The sequence below is a fragment of the Pseudomonas sp. MONT-RG-20F-20-E-7-02 genome, from assembly GCF_022662395.1.
In the GTDB taxonomy this organism is placed as follows: Bacteria; Pseudomonadota; Gammaproteobacteria; order Pseudomonadales; family Pseudomonadaceae; genus Aquipseudomonas.
This window is the reverse complement of the sequence record NZ_JAKNQN010000005.1, coordinates 17,841-41,692: the sequence shown is the minus strand read 5'-3', so window position 1 is coordinate 41,692 and position 23,852 is coordinate 17,841. Positions and strand designations below refer to the sequence as shown.

Here is a 23,852-nt window from a genome sequence, read left to right as displayed (position 1 = left end):
GTCATAGTCTCGATGTAACGGGGCGTTGAATTACAGGAAGAAATCCATGCGGAAGTAGATCGGCGCTTCGCGCTCGCTCATCACTGCCGGGCGTTCCAGAGAATGCGCAAAGGTCACGCTGGTGCTGACGTATTTGCCCCGGGCGAACAACTCCAACGAGTTGCTTGAGACCCGGCCGTGCACTTCACCGTTGTAACGGCCATTGCTGATCACGCCTTGGTCGTAGCCGACGCTGGCGCCGTATTCGGCAAAGGCCGGGCGCATCCAGTCCCAGGTCACCGGGCGCGCCCAGCGCACGTCGTTGCGCCAGTAACCGCCGCTGTCGCCGGTGAGTTGCTGGTCTTTGAAACCGCGCACCGAAGCCGAGCCGCCCAGGCTCATGCGCTGGGGGCTGAACAGGATGTCTTCGCTGCGTTGGCCGGTGGCCAGGCTGGAGAAACTGAACGACTCGCCCCACAGGCTGAACGGCTGCAGGTAGCTGACGGTGGCGGTGTATTTGCGGTAGCGCGCACTGGGCAGGCGGTTGCCGTACGCGTCGCGCTCGTTGTTGGCTTGGGCATCGAACGCGCCAATGCCGTTTTGCATGCCCAGGTCGACGTTGACGAATGCATTGCCGATGCGCCGGCCGTGGTTGATGCCCCATTGCAGCTCGCTGAGGCGGTTGCTGCTGGGCTCGGTGCGGATATCGAGGATGTAGTTGTTGGTGCGCAAATGCGCCACGCCGACGTTGACCGACGTCTTGCTCACGTCGTCACGGTGGATCACCCGCTCGGCGCGAAACTGATGGTTTTCGTTGTCGCCGTTCTGCTTGAATTTGAAACCGTCGGTCACGCCATACGTGCGGTAATCACTCTCGCTGTAGGTGTAGCTGAAGTTCCACCAGCCCCACGGCACGTTGTAGTAGAGCATGCTGTTTTTCGAGGTTTTCTGGTGGTCGCTGACGGCGTCGTGGCCGCCACGCAGCATCAATTGGTCGGCCAGGCCGAGCGGGCTGTCCCACTCAAGGCCCGCGCCCCACTGCTGTTCGCCGGTGCTTTTCTGGCCGTCGTTATTACGCGACAGGCTGGCGCGCCAGGGCTTTTGCGCGGTGTTCTTGACCACCACGTCGCTGCCGCCGATCTGTTGGCCGGGGGTCAGTTCCATTTGCGCCTGCTTGGAGGGCAAACGGTTCAACTGGTCCACCAGTTGCTCGACTTCACGCAGGTTCAACGCCTCGCCGACCTTGCCGGGAAAGGCCATGGCCAGTTCGCGGTCCGTCACCGTGCTGCCTTCGGCGCTTTTCAAGGCTTCGAGTTTGCCTTCCACCACCAGCACTTGCAGGTGGCCGGTGGAGAGGTCTTGTTGCGGCAGATAGGCGCGGCTGGTGACGCGGCCCTTGGTGATGTAGTAGTCGGTGATGACCTTGAGCAACTCATTGAGCTGCGAAACGCCCACGCATTTGCCGATGTAGGGCTTGAGCAGGCGCTCGCGGTCTGAGGCTGCCAGGCTGTCGGCGCCCTTGAGTTCGATGTCTTTGATCGGGAAGCAGCGCGTGTCCGCGGGCAGGGCCGGAGCCTGGGGCTTGGCTTCTTTACCGGGCAGGTCCTGGAGTTCTTGCAGGCGCCGTTGCTGCTCTTCGAGCAGGCGATTTTGCCGGTCACGGATCAGGTCTTGATCCCCTGGCGTGGGGGCGGCGGTGGCACTGTTCAGGCTCAAGCAAGCGAGCAGAAAAGTGCACAGCAAATACCGAGTCCGTGGCAATAACGAAGACATGTTCGATCCATCGAAAATCAAGGGGCGGCAAACTAACATCGAACTAGTGCGGATCCAAGAAGTTGGATTAGTTGCACATCCGTACTAGTTAAACCTGCAAGCCATTGATAAATAACAACAAATAATTATCAAAAAGCGGTTGAGCCAGTCACTGGAAGTTTTATTCCGACAAGCGGCAACTGTTTTGATAGCGATTCGATCAAGTGCTGATGAGATGCCACTAGTTGGCCATCAACTACGTGTCGAGTTAGGTTAGTACCGAGGAATAGAGAAAAGTTCGCGGTTGTTTTGTGAATTGGATCCCATTTATCGGATTAGTCTGGTGCAGCGCTTGATCGTTCCCACGCTCCGCGTGGGAATGCCGCCCCGGACGCTCCGCGTCCAAAGGTTGCGCCGATCTCAAGACTTGCGCAGTGACGCGGAGCGTCACGGGATGCGTTCCCACGCGGAGCGTGGGAACGATCAAAGCCCTCAGCCTGCGCCTTTGTCTTTTTCCTGCCCTGGCACCAGCGTCAGCCCTGGGCGCTCCACGTCGCGGGACACATGCGACTTCACATCTTCCACGCCGCCCTCTTCGTCGTTGTGGATCACCAGCACGCCGGGCTTGCGAAACTGCTCCAGGTGGCCGTCACCCAGGTTGAAACTTTCACTCAGGCTCTTATCGCTGAGCGCATTGGCCTCGGCACGGCGCTGGGCGAACTTGCGCCCGCGGCGTTGCTGATAACGCGCCCAGCTGATCAGGATCACCGCATTGAACAGCGCGATCCAGAAGTAGATCTGCAAGGTGTTGAGCGCCGCAAAAATCGGCGCCTCAATGCGCGGGCCGCCGTGGGTTTCCAGCATCGCGGTAATCCCGCGCGCCAGCAGCCAAACCAGCCCAGCCCAGGCCAGCAGGGTCAACAGTACATCGATGACCCACATCACTGAATTTTGGCGAGTTCTGACCAGCTTCATGGTCACGCCTCCTCTTCGCTAGGTTTAATACCGCGGTCCGGGCTGACCCAGCGTGCGCGCTTCTGATGCTGGTTGAACAGCACCTTGGGAAAGCTGACCAACGTGGTGAGCAGGCTCACCAGCCAGAACACCATCGGGTACCACACGGTCCAGAACAGGGTTTTCCACAGGTCTTTTTCGTAGCGCCGGTCAATCAGGATGCTCACCGCAAATTGCAGCAGGCACACCATCGCCAGCACCAGCCCGGTAAACGCCGGTGGCACCAGCGAGTCCACGGCAATCGCCTGTGGCAGCACCATGAACTTGCCCAAGCCCCAGAAGATCACCGACAGCAGGAAGGTGAACGCCCAACCGGTGGACAGGCAGTATTCGAACAGCAACGGCCACAGGTAGCGATGGCGCCATTGCCAGATGCCACGGATGTTTTTGAACAGTACTTCGGCGCCGCCCTGGGCCCAGCGCAGGCGTTGTTTCCAAAGGCCGCCGACGGTTTCGGGCATGAGGATCCAGCACAAGGCGCGCGGCTCATAGAAGATTGCCCAGTGATCGAGCTGCAGCTTCCAACTGACATCGATGTCCTCGGTGATCATGTCGGTGCTCCAGTAGTCGATGCGGTCCAGCGCTTTCTTGCGAAACGCAACGACCACACCCGAAACCGTGAAGATCCGACCGAACACCCGCTGGGTGCGCTTGATCAAGCCGATGATCGAGGAAAACTCGCCCACCTGCACCCGGCCGATCAAGGTCGAGCGCGTGCGGATGCGTGGGTTGCCGGTCACGGCACCGAGGCGCGGGTTGTCCAGCATCGGCGCAACCATATAGGCCGCCGCGTTTTTATCCAGCAAGGCGTCGCCGTCGATGCACACCAGGTATTCACTGCGCGCGGCCACAGCGCCCATGCGCAAGGCCACGGCCTTGCCCTGGTTCTGCGCCAGGTGCAGCACCCGCAGGCGTGGGTGCTCCAATGCCAGGGCATCAAGTACCGCGGCGGTGTTGTCCTTGGAGCCGTCATTGACGGCGATCACTTCGATGTTCGGGTACAGCTGGTCCAGCGCCGCGTGAATGGTATCGGCGGCGTTATCACCCTCGTTGTAGCAAGGGATGATGATCGAGATCAGCGGGTTGCCGGCCAGGGTCGGCGCCGGGGTGTCTTCCTTCCACGGCCAGTGACGTTCCCAGTGCAGCCAGAAGTACAACCCGCCGGCGATCCACAACGCCGACATGAACAGCGGGTAGAAGAACACGAAGTCCATCAGGAACTGCCCGGTGACCAGGAAGATCAGGCCAAGGGGCACACCCAACACCAGCGCCAACACGAATAAAGCCAGGATTCTGTCGAACATGGTCAAGGGTTCCATTGGTTGGAAAGGGCCGGACGTACCGTCTTCAGGTCCGGGGAGTTTTCCAGGAAGTTGTCCGGGTAGTAGCCAAAACTCCTGACCCCCTGGCGTTTGAGCACACCCATCCATTCGGCCATCTGTGCGCCGTCGATATCCGGCGCGTCCTTGGTCCGCCAGTCCTTGGCTTGCAGTTCAAATACGGTGCGTTGCAAGGCATCCGGGCGCGCCTTGACCGTGGCCACGAGTTTTTCCAGCCAGGCATTGGAGTTTTTCAGCGTCTCGCCTTCCATCAGCGGCATGGCCATCGGCGCGGTCCAGTCGTAGGTCTGGAGGAAGTCATCGAGGTTCTGCGCGAACCAGGCTTCGCTGGCCGGGTTGAGCATCGGCTCGGCGAAGATATTGCGCGCGGTCTGTACCTGCGGCCCACGAATGGCGCGCACCTTACCCGCCAACTCCTGGGTGAAGTCGATCAGGTAGCGGCTCTTGAAGCGCGTCCAACGTTGCATCACGGCCGGGTCGGCACGCAGCGCGGCGATGCTGTCCGGCAGGCCGTTGGCGGCATAGGCCTTGAGCGCGGCGGGGCTGGCGTCTTCGAAGTCCGAGAGGATCGCATCGTCGTGGAACAGCACGCCGTCAATCGCCGTGTTGCGCGCCAGGTCTTCGTAGATTTCACCAATTTGCTGACGCACTTTCGGATCAAACGGCGACAGGCGTTTGTACTGGTCCGGGTCGAGGCCGACCTGGCCGGTTTTCGGGTCCATGCGGGTCACGCGCGGCAACGACGGGTCCAGGGCAAAACTGAGCACCGGCATCCACGCGTAGATCGCCACATGGCCACGGGTGCGCAGTTGCCAGGTCACGCGGTTGAACAGGTCGCGGCGCACCGGCAGGTAGCGGTTGGGGAAGTACAGCGAGTGCACCAGGCCGTCGCCCTTGGGGTCGGCGAAGGCTTGCAGGAACACGGTGCTGGCGCCCATATCGACGACGCGCTGCACCAACTGGTCGAGGTTGCGCGCCTCTTGGGCCGGGTCCGGGTCGTAGACGTTGTCGAGATCAACGTGCAGCACGCGCATCGAGGTCTTGGCCTGGGTGCCGACGATGGCGTTGGCGTAATGCTCGCCATCCGGGTCGGAGGCCACCAGGAAGCGCGGGCTGCTCTTGAGGTTGGCGAGGTCATCAAGGCCGTCGTCCAGGGTCAGGGCCATCTTGTAGCCCTGCTCGCCGACGACTGCCAGCGAGGTGCCGTCGGCCGCGCCGTAAGGCCACACCCACACGCGCGGCGCCTTGCCGGTGACGGCACGCAGCTTGTTGGAGATAGCCGTTACGTCGGCACGCATCCGCGCCTGGAACTGTGCTTCGGTTTCATATTTGCCGGTGGCCGCATCGTAGCGGCGCGTTGCCGCAGCCGGCTCGAGGTTGCCCTGCGGGTTGGCCAGGATGCCGGTGTGGCTGGCGTCGGTGTGGGCGGCGATTTCCACCAGGTGCGACTTGGAAATCTCGCGCACCTGCTCCCAGGTCAGGAAGTCGGAACGCGCCCTTGGCGTGCCGGCAAAGTCCACCGGTTTATTCAGCGGCGTATCAATCCAATACCCCACCGGGGCGAGGATCGCCGGCCAGTTGTAAGCACGCAGGATCGGCATCACACGGGTATAGAAGCTCGAATAGCCATCGTCGAAGCTCAGCATCACGGCTTTGGGCGGCAGCTCAGGCCCACCGCTGCGTGCGGCCAGGATCTGGTCAACGCTGACCGCTTGGTAGCCGTTTTCACGCAGCCAAGCCAGTTGGTCGATCAAACGCTCGGTGCGCACGGCCACCACCGCCTGATCGGGGTCGCGGTCTTCAATGTCGTGGTAGGCAATGCCCAGGAAATGGTTTTTCGGCCACGGCGCTTCACGGGCCGGTGTCGGCCGCTCGGCGGGGGGCGTGTACGGCGCGGGTTGCTGGGCACAGGCACCCGCCAGCAATACACCGAGGACCAATAAACAACGGCTGAGAACGGTCATTGTCAGGCTCTTCTAGAAACGGTAAGTGAGGTCGATGAGCAAGCGCAGATCGCGTTCGCGATCACCGTCATAAGGTCGGCTGATCAGGCTCAGGTTGGCGCCGGCTTCGAGCACGTCGTTCCAGCGAACGCGTTGGCCGTAGCCGATCAAACCGACACCGCCGGTGGAATAATCGCGCTGGCTATAAGTACCCGCACCGACTTGGAACTGCTGACTCCACTGGGTCTCGTAGCGGTGATAGAGCACATGATTGACGGTAACGGTAGGCAACACGCTAAGGTCAGACTTGGGGTTGAAGTACACCGTGTCTTGCTTGGTGTTGTGGCTGGCGCCGACTTCCAGGCCCAGGTCCACTTGCACATGCGGCGAGCTGTAGATGCCCTCGCGGCCGGTGAGCAGCGCTTCGAGCCGGTTGTTGCCGTCGCTGAAGTGCGACGGGCTGACGGACAGTTTCCACTCACGGCTTTCGTTGGCGCGCCAGCGGATAAAACCGCTGCCGCCATTGGCCGTGACGTCGGCATTCAGCGCCCGCAATGGCGTGGTCGTCAGCAGGTAGCCGAGGCTGCCGCCGTATTGCCAGTTGTCGTTGATGTCGCGGGCAATCGACACGCTCGCGCCTTGCTTGGAGCCATAACCGTAGGAGTGGTTGGAGACTTCGGCTTCGAGCGTCATGTCACGGGTGCGACGCTCCACGCCCACGACTTGCCAGCGATGCTGGCCGGTGCCTTCGGTAAAGTCAGCCGTGGCATACCCGGCACCGGCGAACACGCGCCAGTCTTCGTCGATGGGCGGGGTGTAAATCCGGCTTTCAATGCCCCAGTCACGGCTGCCTGCGACTGCGCCAACGTCATTGTTGCCGCCACCGCCGTCGCTTTTGCCGGTGTAGGCTTCGACACGCAGTTCGGCCATGTCATGCACATCGCGCAAGCGGCTCAGGCGCTGCACCTGGCGGTTGTCCGGGTTGCGGGCCAGCACGTCATCGGTCAGCGCGTCCATTTGCCGCCATTCCTGAAGGTCCATGGCGGTGTAGGCCTGGGACACTTCCAGGCCGATATCACGCGGGGCCTGGGCCTCGGTTTCCTTCAGCGTGCCTTCGGCGCGGCGCGGCCAATCGCGGGCGCGGTACATATCGGCCTGGGCCAGGCGCAGGCCGACGTTGCCCGGAGCTTTGGCCACCAAGGCTTCCAGGCCGGTTTCGCTGCCCGGCAGGTCACCGCCGTAAGTGCCGGCCTGGGCCGACAATTGTTGCGCATCCATCCAGCTGTCGTTGGGGTTGCCGATGGGCAAGCCCTTGAGTTCGACGCGAGGGTTCTGGGTGTTCGCCAGGTTGCTGGCGACTTCGCGCGCCTCCATCACTTTGTCGCTTTCCAGCAGCGAGTAGAACAACGCGGTGCTGTCTTCGACGTGATCGCCGGGGTCGGCGTCCGGCGCCGTCAGCGCCTGGCGATACAACGGCTCGGCTTTTTCCGGCTGGCGTTGATCGAGGTAAGCGGCGGCTACCCAGCGCACGGCGTAGGTCGGCAATTGCACGCCTTCGCCCGTGAGGGTTTCGTAGTCGCGGATCACTTCAGCGGTGCGCGCGCGCGCCTTGAGGGCGCCCAGCCGGTCGATGCGCCAGCGCACCACGTCGTCGTGTGCGCTGGGGTCCGGGGTCCAGCGCGCGAGCAGTTTGTCGTAGTCATCAAGGGCGCGATCGGCGATCACGTAGCGTTCTTTTTCGGTGCGCGTGGCGAACTCGGCCATGCGCACGCGCTCGGCGGCGAGGTCGCCTTCCAGGCGGCGCTGGGTCACTGCGTCGAGCACGCCAGGGTGTTTGGCCGACAGACGTAACGCCGGTTCCGGCAGCCGCGCCTTTTGCAGCGCGACGATGTATTCGCGGACCACTTCGGGTTTGTCACCGGCGCGGATAAAGGCCTGGTCGAACTCGAACAGCGCGTCGTAGTTCAAGCCCGCGCGCGTCAACGCGTAGCCCAGCGCCATGCGGCGGTTGGGGTCATTCGGTTGCGCCGCCACCAGTGCACGGGTGCGCTGCACCGCTTCATTGGTTTGGCCGCCGTCAGCCTGGGTCAGCGCCTGGCCCAGTTGCAGGTCAACATTATTCGGCTCGCGCAGCAGCGCCTGCTGATACACCGCCAAGGCCTGCGGCCACTGCTTTTGATTGCGATAAGTACGGGCCACCGTGGCGAGCGCCTGGGTGGTCAGGTTGCGATTCTTGCCCTGGGCCTCGTACACCCTCAGCACTTCGGCGTCTTGCCCCGCCCAGCCGGCAATCACAATGTGATCGCTGATCTGGCCCGGCGTCTGGCGCTCGGACGGCAGTTGGCGCAGTTGCGTGAGGGCTGGCGTGAAGTTGCCGTTGCGCGCCTGAATGATCAAGGCGTCGTAGGCAGGGTCTGCAAAAGCGAGGCTGGGCATCAGCAGCTGACTGCACAAGGCCGCACCGATGAGCAGTCGCAACCGGCCTGAAGCACTGAGTGGTAGGTTTCGCAGCATATCGTGAGCTTCCTTACACACGGAAAGCTGTAACGATAGGTGGTCCTGAGCAATTTGCGTCAGGGTGTCGGCGTCTAGTGACCCGACCTAGCTTTCCTGTAGGAACTATCCCCTAGGAATGTAGGCAAATGCCCAATTCAGAACAATTGTTCAGAATTGCCCACCCACCAGAAAAGCCAATGGGGGAGCAGACTTACCCGAGCTGACCGGTCACCGTCGGCCTATCCGCCGACTGTTTGACCGCTGCCTCAGGCAACCCTGCTCCCCCATTTATTTATTTCCGACGGGTGTCGGAAATCTTACTGCGCGCCGCTGACAGCACCCACTTTGGCCATCACAAAGCCAATGAATTGCTCAACGGTCATCTTCTGGCCGTTGAAGGTCACTTCATTGTTGGCGTAATGCAGCTTGGAAACCACGTCAGTGCCCACCAGGGTCGCCAGTTGCGTGCCGACGGCCATGCCGCTGACCATTTCGGCCGCCCCCTGGGATTGCTGCTCGATGGTTTTAGGGTCGGTCACGCCGCCTACCTGCGCTTGCAGGGCAGCAACGTCGGCAATCATGGGCTTGGACAGGGTCAGGTTGGCATCCAGCAGTGCGATGACCTGCTTGCCCAGCTCAACCGGTGGCAGCTCCATCGAAGCGGGTTTGGTCAGGTCCACGATCAGATTGAATTTGCTTTCGCCGTGGGTGGTTTTCAACGACAGGTTTTCCACCGCCACTTGCGGCTTGGCAGCCAGCACCTGGTTGACGTTGGTCTCGGCCAGGGTCTGCTCGGCTTCGGTCAGTTGCAGCTCAGGCACCGGCTGGCCGGCAGCGGCAGCGGCTTGCACCGGCTGCATCTTGTCCTGGTACAGCTTGGTCAGCACCAGCATCGCTGGAATGTCGACGTTCTTCATGCTCAGGGCCATGGCGGCCGAGCCCACAGGCTTACCTTGGTAGCCGATCTCGTCGATCTTGTAGTCAACGCGGCCGGCCAGGTTGTTGTCCTTGGTTTCGCTGGTGTCTTTCTGCTCGAAGCCCTTGAGGGTCAGCACGGCTTTCTGTGGGCCGAAGGTGACTTTGGTGTCGGTCAGCTCAACGGTGTTCTGCCCGGTGTAGAAACCGAAGCTGGATTTTTCCAGGTTGCTGGCCACGGTCAGGCCGGACAGCTCAGCGTCGAACGGCACGCCATTGGCGTCGATTACCGCGACTTTCAGGCTGTTCATGTAACCGTTGGCCTTGACCTTCTGGCCTTCGGCGCTGCTGTCGAAGTCCAGGTTGGCGCCGGAGAAGCTCACCGACGACTTGTCGTCCTTGAGCTCCAGAGGCAGCAGCTCGACATTGCCATCGACGGAGCGGTTGTAGCCGATATTGGCCACGCCTTTAAGCGGCGACACGTCTTTGCTGGCGGCGAACCATTTTTCGGTGGTGGCGTTTTTTTCCAGCGCGTAGTGACTGGTGGCCATGACCGGCAGCCATTTCAGCGACACCAGACGCGAAAACGGCAGCGGGCCGTGTTCGATGTGGTCGACGAACAGCAGTTCAGGGTTCGGGTTGTCTTCACCGAACACACTGCCCTGCCCTTTGAGGCGGTAGTGCGCGGTGCTGCTGAACAGGCCACGGTCCAGGGACACCAGCTCCAGGCTCACGCTGCCGTCGACGCCGGCCATGGAGGTCTGCAGTTCCTTGTTGGCGCTCTGGATTGCGGTTTGCAACACCGGTTCCAGCTGCTTACCGGTGTACCAGGCGCCGCCTGCACTGACGACGCCGACGGCGACAACGAAACCCAAAAGAACAACTGCTGGCTTATTCATGAAGTGACCTGATCAAATCCTGTGAGAAGTGGGCTGTCTTCCTTGAACCCCGAGGGAGTTGGCTCAAGCCCGCCGAAAACGGGGGAAGATTAGCACTGGCGGCCGCGAACGGCCCAGCTTTTCAGAGGGGTCAGGCCTGCAGTTGGTTCACGTGTACTCCAATTCAATCTCATCGAGCTGGTGATCAAAACTCTTCAAGCGTGCGGTCCAGGTGTACACCAACACCTCAAACTCGCGGTGTATCACGGCATTGCTCGGGGTGTCGGCCTTGGGGTTACAGAAATCCAGTTGATAGCGCTCACGGGCCATGGCGTTGGCCACGTCGGACAATTCCCGGGCGTTATTCAGCCAATGCCTACCGTCGGCGATCTGCTGGTCGAGCAGCACACATTGTTTTTTCAGGGCTTCGAGGCTTTTTTCCAGGGGCGTGCCGGTGAGTTCACCCATGACTTCCTGGAAGGTGCGCCCGGGCTGCCAGTAACTGCCCCAGAAATAGCGGTCGAACACGGTCTCGACACGGCGCAGGGCGACTTTGGTGTCCCAGATCGCCACACGGGTCTTGCCCTGTTCGAGCAGCCTTCGTTTCACCCGTTGGTTTTGGTAAGACGCCCACGCCACGACGCCGATGGACAAGGTGCCGATCACCAGGCACGCGCTGTCGAGGAACACCATGGCCTTGTCGAGTTGATGGGCAAGCATGACGCCGTAGAAGTAGGCAGCCGATAACAACACCAGTGCGAAGAGCACGCACCAGAAAGCGGGAGCATAAGGGTTTTTCATTATTGGAATCCCCATGAGCAAACGCGAGCAGTGTCAGGTGAGCCGTCACCGCGGCTCACCTGACAAAGCATAGCTTTTAGCTCAGGGTTTGCCGGGCTGTGACGCTTGCGTTCGTCCGCTTTCCCAACCACCGCCCAAGGCCAGGAACAGATCGATCTGGCTCATGGCAACCTGGGTGTTCGCCGCCGCCAGTTGTGCACGCACATCGGTGTAGGTGCGCGTGGCTTGCAGGTCGGCCAGGAACGACGCGCGACCGGCCTGGAAGAAGCGGTGCGTCTGCTCCGACGCTTCCTTGGCGGACGCACCGGCATCGGCCAGCGCGTCGCGGCGTTGCAACTGCGCGGTGTACTGCGCAAGGCCGGTCTGGGTTTCGCGGATGGCGTTGAGCACCACGCCGTCGAAATGCGCCAGGGCGCCCTGGGTCGCGGCTTCGGCTTCGTGGATGCGCGCGCGGGCGCCGTTGGTCGGCACCGACCAGCTGATCAGCGGGCCAAAGCCCCAGCGGTTGGTGGCCGGCGTGCCCAAGTCGTCAAGAATACCGACAGTGCCCACCGTGGCGCCGATGCTGATGTCCGGGTACAGCGCGCCGGTGGCCACGCCGATACGCGCGGTGGCGGCAGCCAGTTGGCGTTCGGCCTGGCGAATGTCGGGGCGGCGCTTGAGCAGCGCGGCGCCGTCCCCCACCGGCAGCAACTGGGCGATGTGCGGCAGCTCGGCGCAGGTGCCGGTGCCCGACGGCAGTTGGTCGACCGGTTTGGCCAGCAGCATCGACAAACGGAACAAGCCTGCCTGACGCGCTGCTTCATAGCGCGGCATGTCGGCACGCAAGGATTTGTATTGGGTTTGCGAACGCGTCACCTGGGTTTCATCACCGCGCCCGGCGTCGCGCAGGCGTTGGGTGAGCTTGGTGCTCTGGGCCTGCAGGTCGAGGGACTCGTTGGCAATCGCCAGTTCTTCGTTGGCCGCACACACTTGGGTGTAGGAGCGCACCACATCGGCGACCAGCGTAATGCGCGCAATATCCGCAGCCGCCTGAGCGGCGTCGGTGGTGGCCTGGGCGCTTTCGATGCCGCGTTGCAAGGTGCCGAACAAGTCAAACTGGTAGGACGTGCTGATGCTGGCGCTGCCGATATTGGCCACCGGGACTTTTTCCGTCAGCAAATAGGCTTCGCCCGACTCCTGCAAACGCTGGGCCTCAGCTTTTGCGCCAGCGCTCCAACCACCGGCGGATTGCGCCTCTTGGGTCTGGAAGCGCGCGCGTTGCAGGTTGGCTGCGGCCACACGCAGGTCGGTGTTGGACGCCATGGCCTGACGCACCAGCTCATCCAGGCGCGGGTCCTTGTAGAGTTTCCACCAGTCGGCCGGCACCGGCGCCGACACCACGTTGTGGCCCTCGCCCGCGATCTGCCCTTGCAGGTCGCCGCGGTTGATGGCGGACTTCTCCGGCAGTGTGTAATCCGGGCCGACTACCTGGCAGGCCGACAGCAGCAAACCCAAGCCGGCCGTGGCCAGCAGCGCCGCCGGTTTCATGGTTTTTCTCCCTGCCGGGCTTTTTCTTTGGCGGCGGTCTCGTCGTCGATGATCGACACCGTCGCCGTACGCCCGGCGATCATGCGGAAGTCTGCCGGCACATCATCGAAAGCAATGCGCACCGGAATCCGCTGGGCCAGCCGCACCCAGCTGAACGCCGGGTTGACGTTAGGCAACAGGTTGGAGCCGCTGCTGCGGTCGCGGTCTTCGATACCGGCGACGATGCTTTGCACATGGCCACGCAAGCGTGCGTTGTCACCAATCACACGGATGTCGACGGCCATGCCGACGTGAATACCGTCGAGCTTGGTCTCCTCGAAGTAGCCGTCGATGTGGAACGAGTTGCTGTCCACCACCGACAACACCGGGCGCCCGGCGGTGACAAACTCCTGAGCACGCGGCGCGCGGTCGTTGACGTAGCCGTCCACCGGGCTGCGGATCACCGAGCGGTCGAGGTTGAGTTGGGCGGCGTCCACCGTCACCTGCGCCTCGGCCAGGGCCGATTGGGCACGGGCCACGCGGGATTGGCTTTCTTCCAACTGCTCGCTCGGCACCAGGTTGCCAAGGCCACGGTTACGCTTGTACTCGCGTTGGGCCTGGGCCAGGGTTTCCTGGCGGTCGGCCACGGCGGCCTGGGCTTGGCGCAGGGCCAGCTTGAAGCGGTCCTGGTCCACGGCGAAGAGCACCTGGCCCTTGGTCACCAACTGGTTGTCGCGCACGTCGACCTGCTGGATCAACCCGGACACGTCCGGGGCGATTTGCACGATGTCGGCACGGATATGCCCGTCACGGGTCCAGGGCGCAAACATGTAGTACATGACCATGCGCCACACAACGACGACAGCGAAGGTCACTATCAATAACGTCAGGACAACACGGCCGATGGTCAAAAAAGGTTTTTTCATGTCATGAGGTATCGACTGAGTGAGTCCACCGCGCCGAGCAACAGCGCGTAGAGCCCCACATTGAACAATGCCCGGTGCCAGACCAGGCGATAGAAGTGAATGCGCGTCAACAGCCCGTGCACCACCAGAAACAACACGTACGTAATGCCCATCAGCACCAGCAGCGTAGGCAGGAACACCCCGCTGATATCCAGATCACCGATCATAAAGGCGCTCCATCAGGCAGCGGCGCTTCCATTTCGGTGCCGCCAATAAATTCCACGCCCGGCAGCAACGACAGGCGCAAGCCGGCCAGTGCGTGCAGCAGATGCAGGCGGGTATCGTCTTCGTCTTGCAAGCCTTGGCCGTTGAGGGCGCGGCGCGTGCGGTCGAGTGTCATCAGCAGACCGCTTGGCGCGGGCAAGCGTTCACCGGCCTTCAGGCACGCCTTGAAGTAACCGCCAACGCCTTCGACGACCTGGTTGAGCAACACCCGTGGCACGCCGTAGATGCGTGGCGAGTAGGCCAGCAGGTCGAGCAGGTTCAGTGCCACGCGCAAATCACGCAGGGCGGTGCCGGTGTCCTGGTTGATCAGCGCCAGGCGCGGCAGGTGCTGCATCAGGCGGTCGAGCATTTGCACGGCCATGTGCCGATGTTCGGCCAGGGTCGCAGGCTCGGTCAGGGTGACGATGTCGCGCCAGCTGAACCGGGTCAGGCGCTTGGCCGCGAGTTCGGCGCCGAACGGCCGCGCAATCAACGTCCACACAAAGGCGAACAACAGGCCCACAGGCCCGGCCAGGTTGACGTTGGCAAAGTTCAGGAAGTCCGCGTCATACGCGCCCTGGATGCTGATAAACGACGAGGTGTTCACCAGCGTCAGCAGCATGCCGAGGTAGAAACGCGGCTGCACGGTGAGCGTGCCGATGCAAATAAACGGCACCGCAAACGCCAGCACCAGCATCGGGAAATCGTGCAGGTTCGGCAGCACCAGAAACAGGTAGAGGCTGGCGAACAACACCGACATCGCGGTCCAGAAAAAGAACCGGTAGATCTGCGGCGCCGGGTCGTCCATCGAGGCGAAAAAGCTGCAGGCCACGGCCGCCAGAATCACTGCGCTGCCGCCGTCGGTCCAGCCCAGCAGAATCCACAGCACCGAGGCGACGATGATCGCGGTGACGGTGGAAAACGCCGAGTAGAACATCAGGCCACGGTCGAGGAACGGCGTAAGCCGGCCCAGGCGCCAGTGGCGGTACACGGCACGCCAGGTGTCCTGGCTTTCGCACTGGATGGCGGCTTGCAGGCTGCGGCAGTCTTGCCACAGGTCGATCCACTCCGCCAGGCGATACAGCGCGTTAGAGAACAGCAGCGTGTGGCGGTCGTCCAGCGCCTCGCCTTGGGGTTGCAGGGCGTCGACCTGGTCACGCAGCACGCGCCAGCTTTCCAGCGGGGCAGTTTGCGTGGTGGTTTCCAGCCATTGGCGGGTGGCCTCCAGCACCGGCGTGATGCGCTCGAGAAACTCCGGCGCGCGGTGTTCGATGGCATACAGCGCGTCGTCGAGCGCGTCCACCACTGGCAGCAGGTGAATCATGCGCCCGCGCAGTTCTTTGGTGTTACGCACCGTCTGCGGGCGTGCGCCTTCGTGGGGCAACTGGCCGATCATCAATTCGAGGGTGTTGAACGTGGCGACCATGCCGCTGCGCAGCGTGCTGATTTCTTCGGTGTCCACATTGCGTGTGAGGAAGCGCAGGCTGTAGACCTGCGCGTCGGCAAACCACTTGGCCACCGAGCCGTCGAACACCGGCATCAAGCGACGCGGCCAGAACATCGCGCCCACCACGGCCGCCACGGCGATGCCGAGGAAGATTTCTTCGGTACGTGCCTCGGCTACGTCCCACACCGCCAGGGGGTTGTCCACCACGGGCAGCGCGATCAGCGGCAAGGTGTAGCCGGCCAGCATCAGGGCATAGTTGTTGGCGGTGCGCAGGTGCATGGACAGGAACAGCAGAATGCCGGTCCACAACGCAATCACCACCACCAGCACATACGGCGACTGCACGAACATCGGCACAAAAACCACCGCCGCCGCCGCGCCCATGAAGGTGCCGATGGCGCGGTACAGCGCCTTGGAGCTGGTGGGCCCGACAAACGGGCTGGAGACGATATACACCGTGGCCATCGCCCAATACGGACGCGGCATTTGCATGAGCATGGCGATGTACAGCGCGATCATCGACGCGGCGAACGTACGTACCCCGTAGAACCAGTCGCGAGCGGGCGGGAAACCGGTAAAAAATCCGTTCAAGAGGTTGCCTCAGCCGCCTCAAAGGCCCGCAGTACACGCAACGCCGCTTCAAGATCGCTTTGGGCAATGTCCGCCAACACGTCTTTGCGCAGGCGCACCAGTTGCACCTCCACCGCTTGCACCAGCTCACGGCCGCGCTCGGTCAGGCTCAACGCCTTGGCGCGGCGGTCGTGCACGTCTTCGGTACGGCACACGTAGCCGCCTGCGCACAGCTGATCGAGCAGGCGCACCAGCGACGGGCTTTCCATGCCGGAGGCCTGGGCGACCTTTACTTGGTGCACACCATCGCCCAAGCGGCCGATCATCAACAACGGCACGGCGCAGGCTTCGGAAATACCGTAGCTCACCAGCGTGGTCTGGCAGATTTTGCGCCAGTTACGGGCGCCCACCACCATGCTGCTGCTGAGGTTCATCTGGAGTTGTTCGAGGGTGTGAGGCACTGGAGTGTTCGCATACAGTTAGTTTGCTAACTATCAATATGGTGGATGGATCCAAAGCCGTCAAGTTTTGAAACAAATTTATGATGGGTGGTGCGGGAAGGTATGGGTAAGTAAAGCGGGTTTGCGCGCGGGTGTTGGTTTTTCAGCGACTACTGCAACACCACGAAACGAATGTGGGAGCGGGCTTGCTCGCGAAGGCGGTGGATCAGTCGCCGAATTGGCCAGCTGACACACCGCATTCGCGAGCAAGCCCCCCACATTTGGATCAGTGCAGGCTTCAGGTCTGCTGTTCGACCTGAGCATCCAGGCGGCGCTGAACTTCACCCATCATGTCCAGACCATCACGTAGAGAAACCAGCGCCGCTGTTACTAAATGATGGAGGTTCTGGTCATCTTTGGCTGAGGTAAGGGTTTCCAACAGCTCAGTGCCGATACGCACGCGGCAACGAGCCGTTTCGTGGAGCAGGTGTGACGGTGCGAAGGTATTGAAAGCCAGAACGGGAACACTGGTGGGATTGGTTTGAAGCGGTTTGAATTGGTCCATCTTAAAACCTCATAGATAGGGTTTGAACCACCCGTCCCGTCGCCAAACGAGTATGGGTGGCAGCTGTACGCAGGTTGGCGAACCGGTTATCTATGAAACCCGGCAGATCCGAAGATCTCCCGCGCACAGCCGCCATAAAACTCATGCATTCGCCAAACGGTGAACATGGAGTTAGAGCGCTGTAACGCGTCATAGAATGCGGATCGCCAAATCCGATCGCCGATGTGCGGCGACAGCGGAACTATAGAGATCGCGCCCTCGCCTCGCAACAAAGGATCGTGAAGGGGCTGCCTTTGCGTGAATCGCAATTTATCGCTGGATCGCCGTGGAGTCTGGCTCAGCGGCAGAAAAACCATATTTGAGGCGGTAGTCACGATGATGCCGAAATGCTGGCCTCTCTCAGCATCTATAGGTAATCTCCAGTTGAGATATAGATTCCTATTTTTGACACGCTCGGCATGGATGCAGAAAATCATATGGAGCATAGAGCTTGAGAAAGGCAACTATTTACCCCAAAGCAAGTTATATAGTGCACTCAAAAAACAATTCATTCACGGAAGTGATAGTTTCGTTGCTTTTTTCACTCCAAAGAATACTCTACGTCGGCATGGCGGCGATTGAGCCAACTTCCGCAGAGTCATCCTCTGTTCCCACAATATAAATATTAGAGAGCAAAATTATGAACTCCAATGCTGCGGAAATAGCTCAACCTGACGAAGTCACTGATGAAAAGCTCATACCAAAAATCATAAATATACTGAACACGTCTATATTTGAGATAAGCCTAGAAAAAGACCAACTTTCAGACCCTTATAAGAACCCGAAAAAAATAGAAATCCAAACCTATATTAAAGAACTTGCCGCAGGAATGTTGAAAAACCATAAAGGTCAGGAGCATCGCTTCGCCTCCGAACATTGCGAGATGTCAACACTCTCCAAACAACTCACAACATCGAGCTTTGACATTGCCTCTCGACAAACAGCTGAGCGTTTACATAGAGTCGAACGAACGACTCAAGAAAAACTACAAAAAATAACTACTCTTAGGAAGGGAAGCCTCAGTCTCATATAGAGCTATATGACGAAATCTATGTTTTATTGTTTAAAATAGATCACGCTGGTTTTCTAGATGAAAATTTTGATTGGAAGGTAGGTTTACCAGAGAAACAAATAGCACAAAAAAGTGCGATCCTGAGAATCAGTGACGCTATTGTCGAGCAAATATGGGTCGGCGATTCGAATGCAAAAATCTCAGAATATTGGTGGAATGACTTTTTAGAGCTTGTGCCCTTATCTTCACCTGAAACAAACACCAAAAGTGCATTTGTAGCTGTAGAGAAACTGCTTATTTCCGCGGTAAAAAAAGTCTCTAATAGCGATTACTGGACATTACGCAACGCCTTAGTCAGCTACTTCAGAACCAATCAAAATTTTCAAATACAAGCTCTAATTGATCAAGCATTTACATCATATACACCCGACAACTCCGAAATTAACATGCAAAAACTCATCACTGACTTATGTGCATTGCCTACAAAGTCAGGATTTGATCCACAATTCGAGATAGCAGCAAATATTATAAAAGCAAAAATAAAAAAACAAATAAATTTGGCAGAAAACCTTGAACTGCGGATAACGGGAGAAATCAAAAATCACGATGAGACATTTGATACCGGAGAAGATACGGATGGACGAAAATTCTTAAAAATCTACTCTGAAGAAGGATACAACGAGTTCCACAAGCAGGAAGATTGAAATGAAAATCAAAGATTCGATAATTTTAACATTAACTAATAACTACACTCTAGAGTCAGAGATCGAGAACAACTTTGAGTATATTGCCAAATACTCTTGCAAAGAGCTCCATACACCTGACACAGATAAGCTATCCGAAGCAATTTCGAGTGTGCCGGAGCGGGATAGGCCTAAGATATCCATACAATATAACCATACTGAGGACAACGACGTTCTTGAGGGGGGCAAACAGAGTGAGCTGGAAGTTTTCGTAAAAAATATAGGATTCAATCTCCTTCATGTAGGAAATGAAAGCACAAAAATCACAATTAAAATAACAAAAACTTCAAGCCATCAGAAAATATCAATATATTCAATTGAAGCAATTTCGAAGTTTTGGAATGACAAATCGATTGAAGCTTCGCTCCTTAAAATAAAAAATCTTTCTGAAAAAGCCAACACTCTTGAGGTGCTTGACAAAACTCCAAACTTTTCAACGGCGCTTTTCTCTTTTGAAAACCCAGGTACATCCTCTCCACAAATACAATCCAAAGTAATTCGAGACGAACTTCTTTTAAAAAGAGAAAAATCAACAAATTTCGCAACCTCGGCTCGACACAATTTCATTCTAGAAGATTTCATGGCTGCTACAGGTTCTATACCGCCAGAAATACAAAAAATTTTTACCCTTTTACTTTTGGCCTCATCACTCATATTTATTTGTGACTATTCCAAAATCCTAGAAGCAGGTGACATCACGTTAAAGCTGAGCGGCTATAAAACTATCGAAAACACAATTAGCGCATCGAAAATCAATTCAACAGATCTAAACGCTTCAATAATTTTTTTTGAAATTTATAAATGGATATATAACGACGGAAACACTATCGACAAAATTGGAATAGCTCGAAACATAATTTCAATTCATCTTGAAAAAGATTCTTTCATATCTGTCCCTCAGGAAACCATTGCTTCGATCAGCTCTGGTTATCAAATTTACTTAAAAGATAATCTAAAGCAATATATAGAAATCAAAAACAAGATATCAGAATCCGTTCAAAAATCTTCGGAAAAGGCAAGTGATTTGGCAAAAAATGTCGGCACTGCTTTCAGGTCATCTATATTTGCCATTTATTCTTTCTTTTTTTCAATATTTCTTTTCAGAATAGTCAGTGGTAAAACTCCAACGTTAGAGGTCACGCAAGAAATTTACTGGATATTCGTCGCTTTTTTAAGCATTTCAATATTAGTGTGCTTCTACTCAATGAATGAGCTAGCCGAAGAACGCTCCAAGCTCCAAAATTCATATATCAATATAAAGACTAGATATAAAGATCTAATTTCTGAAAAAGACTTAGCTAGAATCTTGAATGATGACCAAGATCACCTCTCTGACATCTATTATATCAATAGCAGAGGTAATCAAACTCGCGTTTTATGGGCTGCATCTCTTTTTATCATTTTTTTGCTTATGACAGTACTAAGGATGCAAAGCTATTACTCCACTCTTCACTAAAACTTATTCCTTTAATTGGCGAGCTTCCTCCTCAATAAACTCAAACACCTCCTCCGGCACGCTGTACTGAAACTGCTTGCGTCGATGCTTCGAAACCTTGCCTTCGTTATCCAGGCACATCATCACCAGCTTCGACAAATCACTGCCACGCACGTCGAAGCGCAGGTTTACGGCCTTGATGACTTGGTCGTAGCGACCGAGAAATTCAGTTTCTTCGCGCAGTTCCACTTCCAGTGCACGGCGCGCCATCTGCAGGGTGAATTCGACGCAGCGGGTAGCGTCCCAATAGCGGTAGATCGACGGGTGGCCAACAAAGTCGAAGGCCATTTGATCGCCGTCCAGCCACGTGACGTTCCAGAATTCACGCGTCGGTTGGGAGAACGTTTTGAGTGCCTCCAGATAGGCGGGTTCTTCGTGCTTCATCGCAACGGACACTGGCAACAGCAGGCCATTTTCCAGTGCGCCGTAGTGGCAGAGCGTCTGATGGATCAAAAACCGCGACAGGCGCCCATTGCCGTCCATGAAAGGGTGCAGGAATACAAAGCCAAACGCGGTGACGGCAGCCGCGACAAGCGGGTCGACCTCGCGTACAGGCTGATTGGCGAAAGCCATCAGCTCTTCCATCAGTTCCTTACACAGTTCAGCAGCCGGTGGCACATAGCTCACGCCCGCAGCACCGCGAAGGCCGTTGTGGAGGTGGTTTTGTTCGTGACGAAACGCGGCAGCTTTATCGAAGGGGTTGGAGACGGTGCTGTTTTGCAGCTCCACCAGGTAATCCTCAGTCAGCAGCCGGCCTTCGTGAGCCTGGCGTAACAGCTGAACAAAGCGGCGGGATTTTTCTTCGCTGGGTTGTTCTTTTTCGATGGCGAACGAGTCGCGTGTTTCGTGGAGATAGGCCCACTGAATCGCACGGTCCATCATTTCGGGAGGCAGGGTGGCCATGAAGGACTTGGCGCGGCCCAGCACATCAAGCGACAACAACGCATCCACCTCGGGCGTTCGCTCCACGGTGGCACAGTAATGCAGAGACCCCAAACCGTTGAAGTCCACGCGCCAGCGACTGTTACGGATGCTAGGGCCGGTTACATAGCGTTCAGGGTCGAATAAAGCAACGACGCGTCCCCGAACAGGAACGGCATAATCCAGAGCCTGCCCTGTAAAACCCTCCCATAGAAAACAGGCTTTGCGGATAAACGAACCATTGGGCGACTCTGCCAACCCAGCGAGAAATGGCTCTGGCCCAAGCCGTTCAAAAGCTTGGGCGAGTACGGCTAGATTTATACCTTCATGTTTAAGTGCAAACAGCACATGCTCAAACAATGCATGTTGCGCGGGCGCCACGGCGGCGGGTACAGCCAGACAATTTCCGATCAGCGTGATTCTGGTCACAGGCTTAATCATCGCCACGCGACGAGGCGCGATAACCTTTAAATCCAGCGCCTCACAAAGATGGGCATAGCCGATTGTTGCCAAGGTGAATCCCCCCAGAAAAAAATCACTGAGGCGATTAAAGCTCAGATTTTTTTACCACTCACTATTTTTTTTTACAAAACCGTCTTGTTGAAAAGATTTTTTTACACCTCACGCCCTCTCCGCAACAACACATTCAGCTCATCCACCACCTCTGCCCAGTCGGCATCCTCTCGAATCTCTTCGCGCAAAAACGCGCTCTGACTGGGCGTCCAGAAAAACGCATCCGCCAGGTGCAGTTCAGGCTTCAGCGGTGAATGAACCGTCACAAACTGCTCAATACTCACCGGGTCATCCGGCAGCCCAAGCTGTTTGAACAGTGACGGCAGGCTGTGCACTGGCGATTCCATGGATGGCTCCTGTGAAGACGTTTCCTGCGAGTCTAGCCCACGCGCCAGCCAGGCCAACAACCGCAAGGGATTGGCCCGGTACAGGTGTTCCGGGCATGTACTTAATGCCGCTGCTTGATTAACGGCAACCCTCGGGCTGCGAGGCCTCTGGCCCGCGACACAGCACAAACAAGCGCGCCCGTGCCCCGCCGCCGTCCTGTTGCAAAAGCTGGCGCCAGTCGGCGGGAATCGGGGCGAAATCATCCGGCATTTCATTGCTGCTGATCAGCCATACACGGTGCGTATCGGCGGGCAATGCCGACAAACGGTCCAGGTAAATACGCCCGCCGTCCTGATCCACCAACGTGCCGAAGCCGTAGGCGTTCGGTCGGGTCGGGGTACCGTCGGGTTTGGGTGGGGTGAAGAGCTGCAATTGGGCGTCGGTCTGGTCGTAATACACGTAGCTCAGGTACCACATCATGTCACTGAGAACGATGCGGTCGTCTTCCTGGTAATTGCGATTGACGAACTCCACCGGCACGTTGAATTGATCATGCTCGTCCACAGCGGCGTTGTTCTTCAGGCCCAGCAGTTCCACGCCGACGAACAGTACGAACAACGCCGCGCCCAGCCATGCCAAGCGCGGGGGCAAGCGGTCGATGGCCAACGCCACCAGAATCGGCAAGCCCAGTGCATACACCGTCAGGTAGCGCTCGATGAACACCGGCGAAACAAACGACACCGCATACACCAGCAGCAGCGGCAATAAAAAGAACAGCGCCAGCAGGCAAGCCGGGCGATAGCGCTCACGATCACGCCAGGCGGTGGCACCCACCACCGTGATCAACAACACAGGGAACAGCCAGAACAGCGGCGGCCAGAAGCCAATACCTTCATCCTGAAGCATGAACTGCCAGACCATCGACGGCACGGAAATCAGCGAAACCGGATCTTCCCAGCCAATGTCACCGCCCACCTTGAGCTGCTCAACGTGTTGGATAAGGTCCAGCAGGTTCGGCAGCCATGGCAGGTACAACGCGACGATCAGCACGTTGGCGCACCACCACGACGGGCGAATGATCAAGCGTTGGCCGGGTGCCTGGGAGCGGCACAACACGCCCAGGTAAGCCCAATGCACCAGCACACACAGCGCGGTGAAATAGTGGGTGTAGAACCCGGCCGCCATCAGCAGCATGTAAGCAGCCAGGTAACGCGTGCGCTCGGGTTGGCGCACCCAGTACACCAGCGCCAGCGTGGCGCCCAGCAACCACACGGCCAGCAGTGAGTACATGCGCACTTCCTGGCTGTAACGCACCGCCGTTGGAAACAACGCCAACAGCACGCCCGCCAGCACGGCAGCGCGACGCGTGGACAGTTGCCGCGTGAGCCAGATGCCCAGCCCCACCGCCGCTACGCCGGGCAGGGCACTCATGCCGCGAATCGACCAGATCCCATCGCCAAACAGCTCGATCCAACCGCGCAGCATGAAGAAGTACAGCGGCGGGTGCACATCATGGGCGGCGTGAAACCACAGGTCCTCCATGGCGTACTCGCTGAGCAGCAGGCTCGAGCCTTCGTCGCCCCAGATCGCCGAAGCGGTCAGGCCATAAAAACGCACCGCCATGGCCAGCGCCAGAATCGGCACCCACCACAACCGGCTGAGCCAGCCGGCGCCTTCCCAGGCGCCCGAGAGGCGATTGACTGCGGGAAACGTCCCAATTTTGTCGTCTTGCTCTACCACAGACCGTCGCACCTCAATTCCCCTGATACCGCCCATTTCCCGGGCAAACCCTGCACACGTGCAAACAAGCGCCACTCTAGGACAAAAGCCCCGGTTTCGCTCGCTGATTTGCAACCGTCGGGCGGCACGCTGCGGGATTTGACTTGAACCCCATAAACCTGCAACTGCGCCTGGATTTCGCTGAGCATTGCCACGACCAAAAATCGGACAAATCAGCAATTTGTGTAGGCCTTCACCGAAGCCG

General features: G+C 58.3%; 19 protein-coding genes. 3 read left to right on the top strand and 16 right to left on the bottom strand.

Annotated elements, in window-relative coordinates; genetic code table 11:
• Positions 1-30: 30 nt before the first annotated feature.
• The 13 genes from L8I05_RS15900 to L8I05_RS15840 all read right to left on the bottom strand — a co-directional run bounded on the left by L8I05_RS15900 (position 31) and on the right by L8I05_RS15840 (position 16,818).
• Complete coding sequence (locus tag L8I05_RS15900) at positions 31-1,752, bottom strand: ShlB/FhaC/HecB family hemolysin secretion/activation protein (RefSeq protein ID WP_242170100.1); 1,722 nt, start codon at positions 1,750-1,752, stop codon at positions 31-33.
• A 471-nt stretch (positions 1,753-2,223) separates the two neighbouring features.
• Positions 2,224-2,706, bottom strand: coding sequence for a poly-beta-1,6-N-acetyl-D-glucosamine biosynthesis protein PgaD (pgaD, locus tag L8I05_RS15895; protein ID WP_159953582.1), 483 nt, complete (start codon positions 2,704-2,706; stop codon positions 2,224-2,226).
• A 2-nt stretch (positions 2,707-2,708) separates the two neighbouring features.
• Positions 2,709-4,049 carry a poly-beta-1,6-N-acetyl-D-glucosamine synthase gene (gene pgaC / locus L8I05_RS15890; protein WP_124416133.1) on the bottom strand — a complete coding sequence of 447 codons (1,341 nt, stop codon included), beginning with the start codon at positions 4,047-4,049 and terminating at the stop codon, positions 2,709-2,711.
• Positions 4,050-4,051: 2 nt separating this feature from the next.
• A complete protein-coding gene (gene pgaB, locus L8I05_RS15885) occupies positions 4,052-6,049 on the bottom strand; it encodes a poly-beta-1,6-N-acetyl-D-glucosamine N-deacetylase PgaB (protein ID WP_242170097.1) in 1,998 nt (665 codons plus the stop codon).
• 12 nt (positions 6,050-6,061) lie between these two features.
• A complete protein-coding gene (gene pgaA, locus L8I05_RS15880) occupies positions 6,062-8,542 on the bottom strand; it encodes a poly-beta-1,6 N-acetyl-D-glucosamine export porin PgaA (RefSeq protein ID WP_242170095.1) in 2,481 nt (826 codons plus the stop codon).
• A 299-nt stretch (positions 8,543-8,841) separates the two neighbouring features.
• Positions 8,842-10,338 carry a YdgA family protein gene (locus L8I05_RS15875; RefSeq protein WP_242170094.1) on the bottom strand — a complete coding sequence of 499 codons (1,497 nt, stop codon included), beginning with the start codon at positions 10,336-10,338 and terminating at the stop codon, positions 8,842-8,844.
• Positions 10,339-10,485: 147 nt separating this feature from the next.
• The gene (locus L8I05_RS15870) at positions 10,486-11,118 is read right to left on the bottom strand and encodes an NADH:ubiquinone oxidoreductase subunit N (protein ID WP_242170092.1); all 633 of its coding nucleotides are present in this window, start codon (positions 11,116-11,118) and stop codon (positions 10,486-10,488) included.
• An 81-nt stretch (positions 11,119-11,199) separates the two neighbouring features.
• Positions 11,200-12,648, bottom strand: a complete 1,449-nt coding sequence (locus L8I05_RS15865; RefSeq protein ID WP_159953576.1) for a TolC family protein — start codon at positions 12,646-12,648, stop codon at positions 11,200-11,202.
• Positions 12,645-13,553, bottom strand: coding sequence for an efflux RND transporter periplasmic adaptor subunit (locus L8I05_RS15860; RefSeq protein WP_159953575.1), 909 nt, complete (start codon positions 13,551-13,553; stop codon positions 12,645-12,647). Before L8I05_RS15860 ends, L8I05_RS15865 begins: the two co-directional genes overlap by 4 nt.
• Positions 13,550-13,759, bottom strand: a complete 210-nt coding sequence (locus L8I05_RS15855) for a DUF1656 domain-containing protein (protein WP_016969155.1) — start codon at positions 13,757-13,759, stop codon at positions 13,550-13,552. The genes L8I05_RS15860 and L8I05_RS15855 overlap by 4 nt, the downstream gene beginning before the upstream one ends.
• Positions 13,756-15,834, bottom strand: a complete 2,079-nt coding sequence (locus L8I05_RS15850) for an FUSC family protein (protein ID WP_242170090.1) — start codon at positions 15,832-15,834, stop codon at positions 13,756-13,758. Before L8I05_RS15850 ends, L8I05_RS15855 begins: the two co-directional genes overlap by 4 nt.
• Entirely contained in the window at positions 15,831-16,247 is a 417-nt protein-coding gene (locus tag L8I05_RS15845) for a MarR family transcriptional regulator (protein ID WP_159953573.1), read from the bottom strand. Before L8I05_RS15845 ends, L8I05_RS15850 begins: the two co-directional genes overlap by 4 nt.
• A 304-nt stretch (positions 16,248-16,551) precedes the next feature.
• Positions 16,552-16,818: a hypothetical protein gene (locus L8I05_RS15840; protein ID WP_242170088.1), complete on the bottom strand. Its 267-nt coding sequence runs from the start codon at positions 16,816-16,818 to the stop codon at positions 16,552-16,554.
• 679 nt (positions 16,819-17,497) lie between these two features.
• Here L8I05_RS15840 and L8I05_RS15835 point away from each other — a divergent pair.
• Genes L8I05_RS15835 through L8I05_RS15825 form a run of 3 tightly spaced genes read left to right on the top strand, consistent with a single transcriptional unit; the run spans position 17,498 to position 20,068 of the window.
• Positions 17,498-17,890, top strand: coding sequence for a hypothetical protein (locus tag L8I05_RS15835; RefSeq protein WP_242170086.1), 393 nt, complete (start codon positions 17,498-17,500; stop codon positions 17,888-17,890).
• Positions 17,891-17,916: 26 nt separating this feature from the next.
• Positions 17,917-18,573 (top strand): nucleoid-associated protein, encoded by a 657-nt coding sequence (locus L8I05_RS15830; RefSeq protein ID WP_242170084.1) that lies wholly within the window; start codon positions 17,917-17,919, stop codon positions 18,571-18,573.
• 1 nt (position 18,574) lies between these two features.
• Positions 18,575-20,068, top strand: a complete 1,494-nt coding sequence (locus L8I05_RS15825) for a hypothetical protein (protein WP_242170082.1) — start codon at positions 18,575-18,577, stop codon at positions 20,066-20,068.
• A 3-nt stretch (positions 20,069-20,071) separates the two neighbouring features.
• On the opposite strand, the gene L8I05_RS15820 is transcribed toward L8I05_RS15825, so the two are convergent.
• From L8I05_RS15820 to L8I05_RS15810, 3 genes are all read right to left on the bottom strand, one after another.
• Positions 20,072-21,541 carry a Fic family protein gene (locus tag L8I05_RS15820; RefSeq protein ID WP_242170079.1) on the bottom strand — a complete coding sequence of 490 codons (1,470 nt, stop codon included), beginning with the start codon at positions 21,539-21,541 and terminating at the stop codon, positions 20,072-20,074.
• Positions 21,542-21,642: 101 nt separating this feature from the next.
• Complete coding sequence (locus L8I05_RS15815; protein ID WP_242170076.1) at positions 21,643-21,888, bottom strand: DUF2789 domain-containing protein; 246 nt, start codon at positions 21,886-21,888, stop codon at positions 21,643-21,645.
• Between the two features lie 118 nt (positions 21,889-22,006).
• Positions 22,007-23,620, bottom strand: coding sequence for a glycosyltransferase family 39 protein (locus L8I05_RS15810; protein ID WP_242170073.1), 1,614 nt, complete (start codon positions 23,618-23,620; stop codon positions 22,007-22,009).
• Positions 23,621-23,852 lie beyond the last annotated feature (232 nt).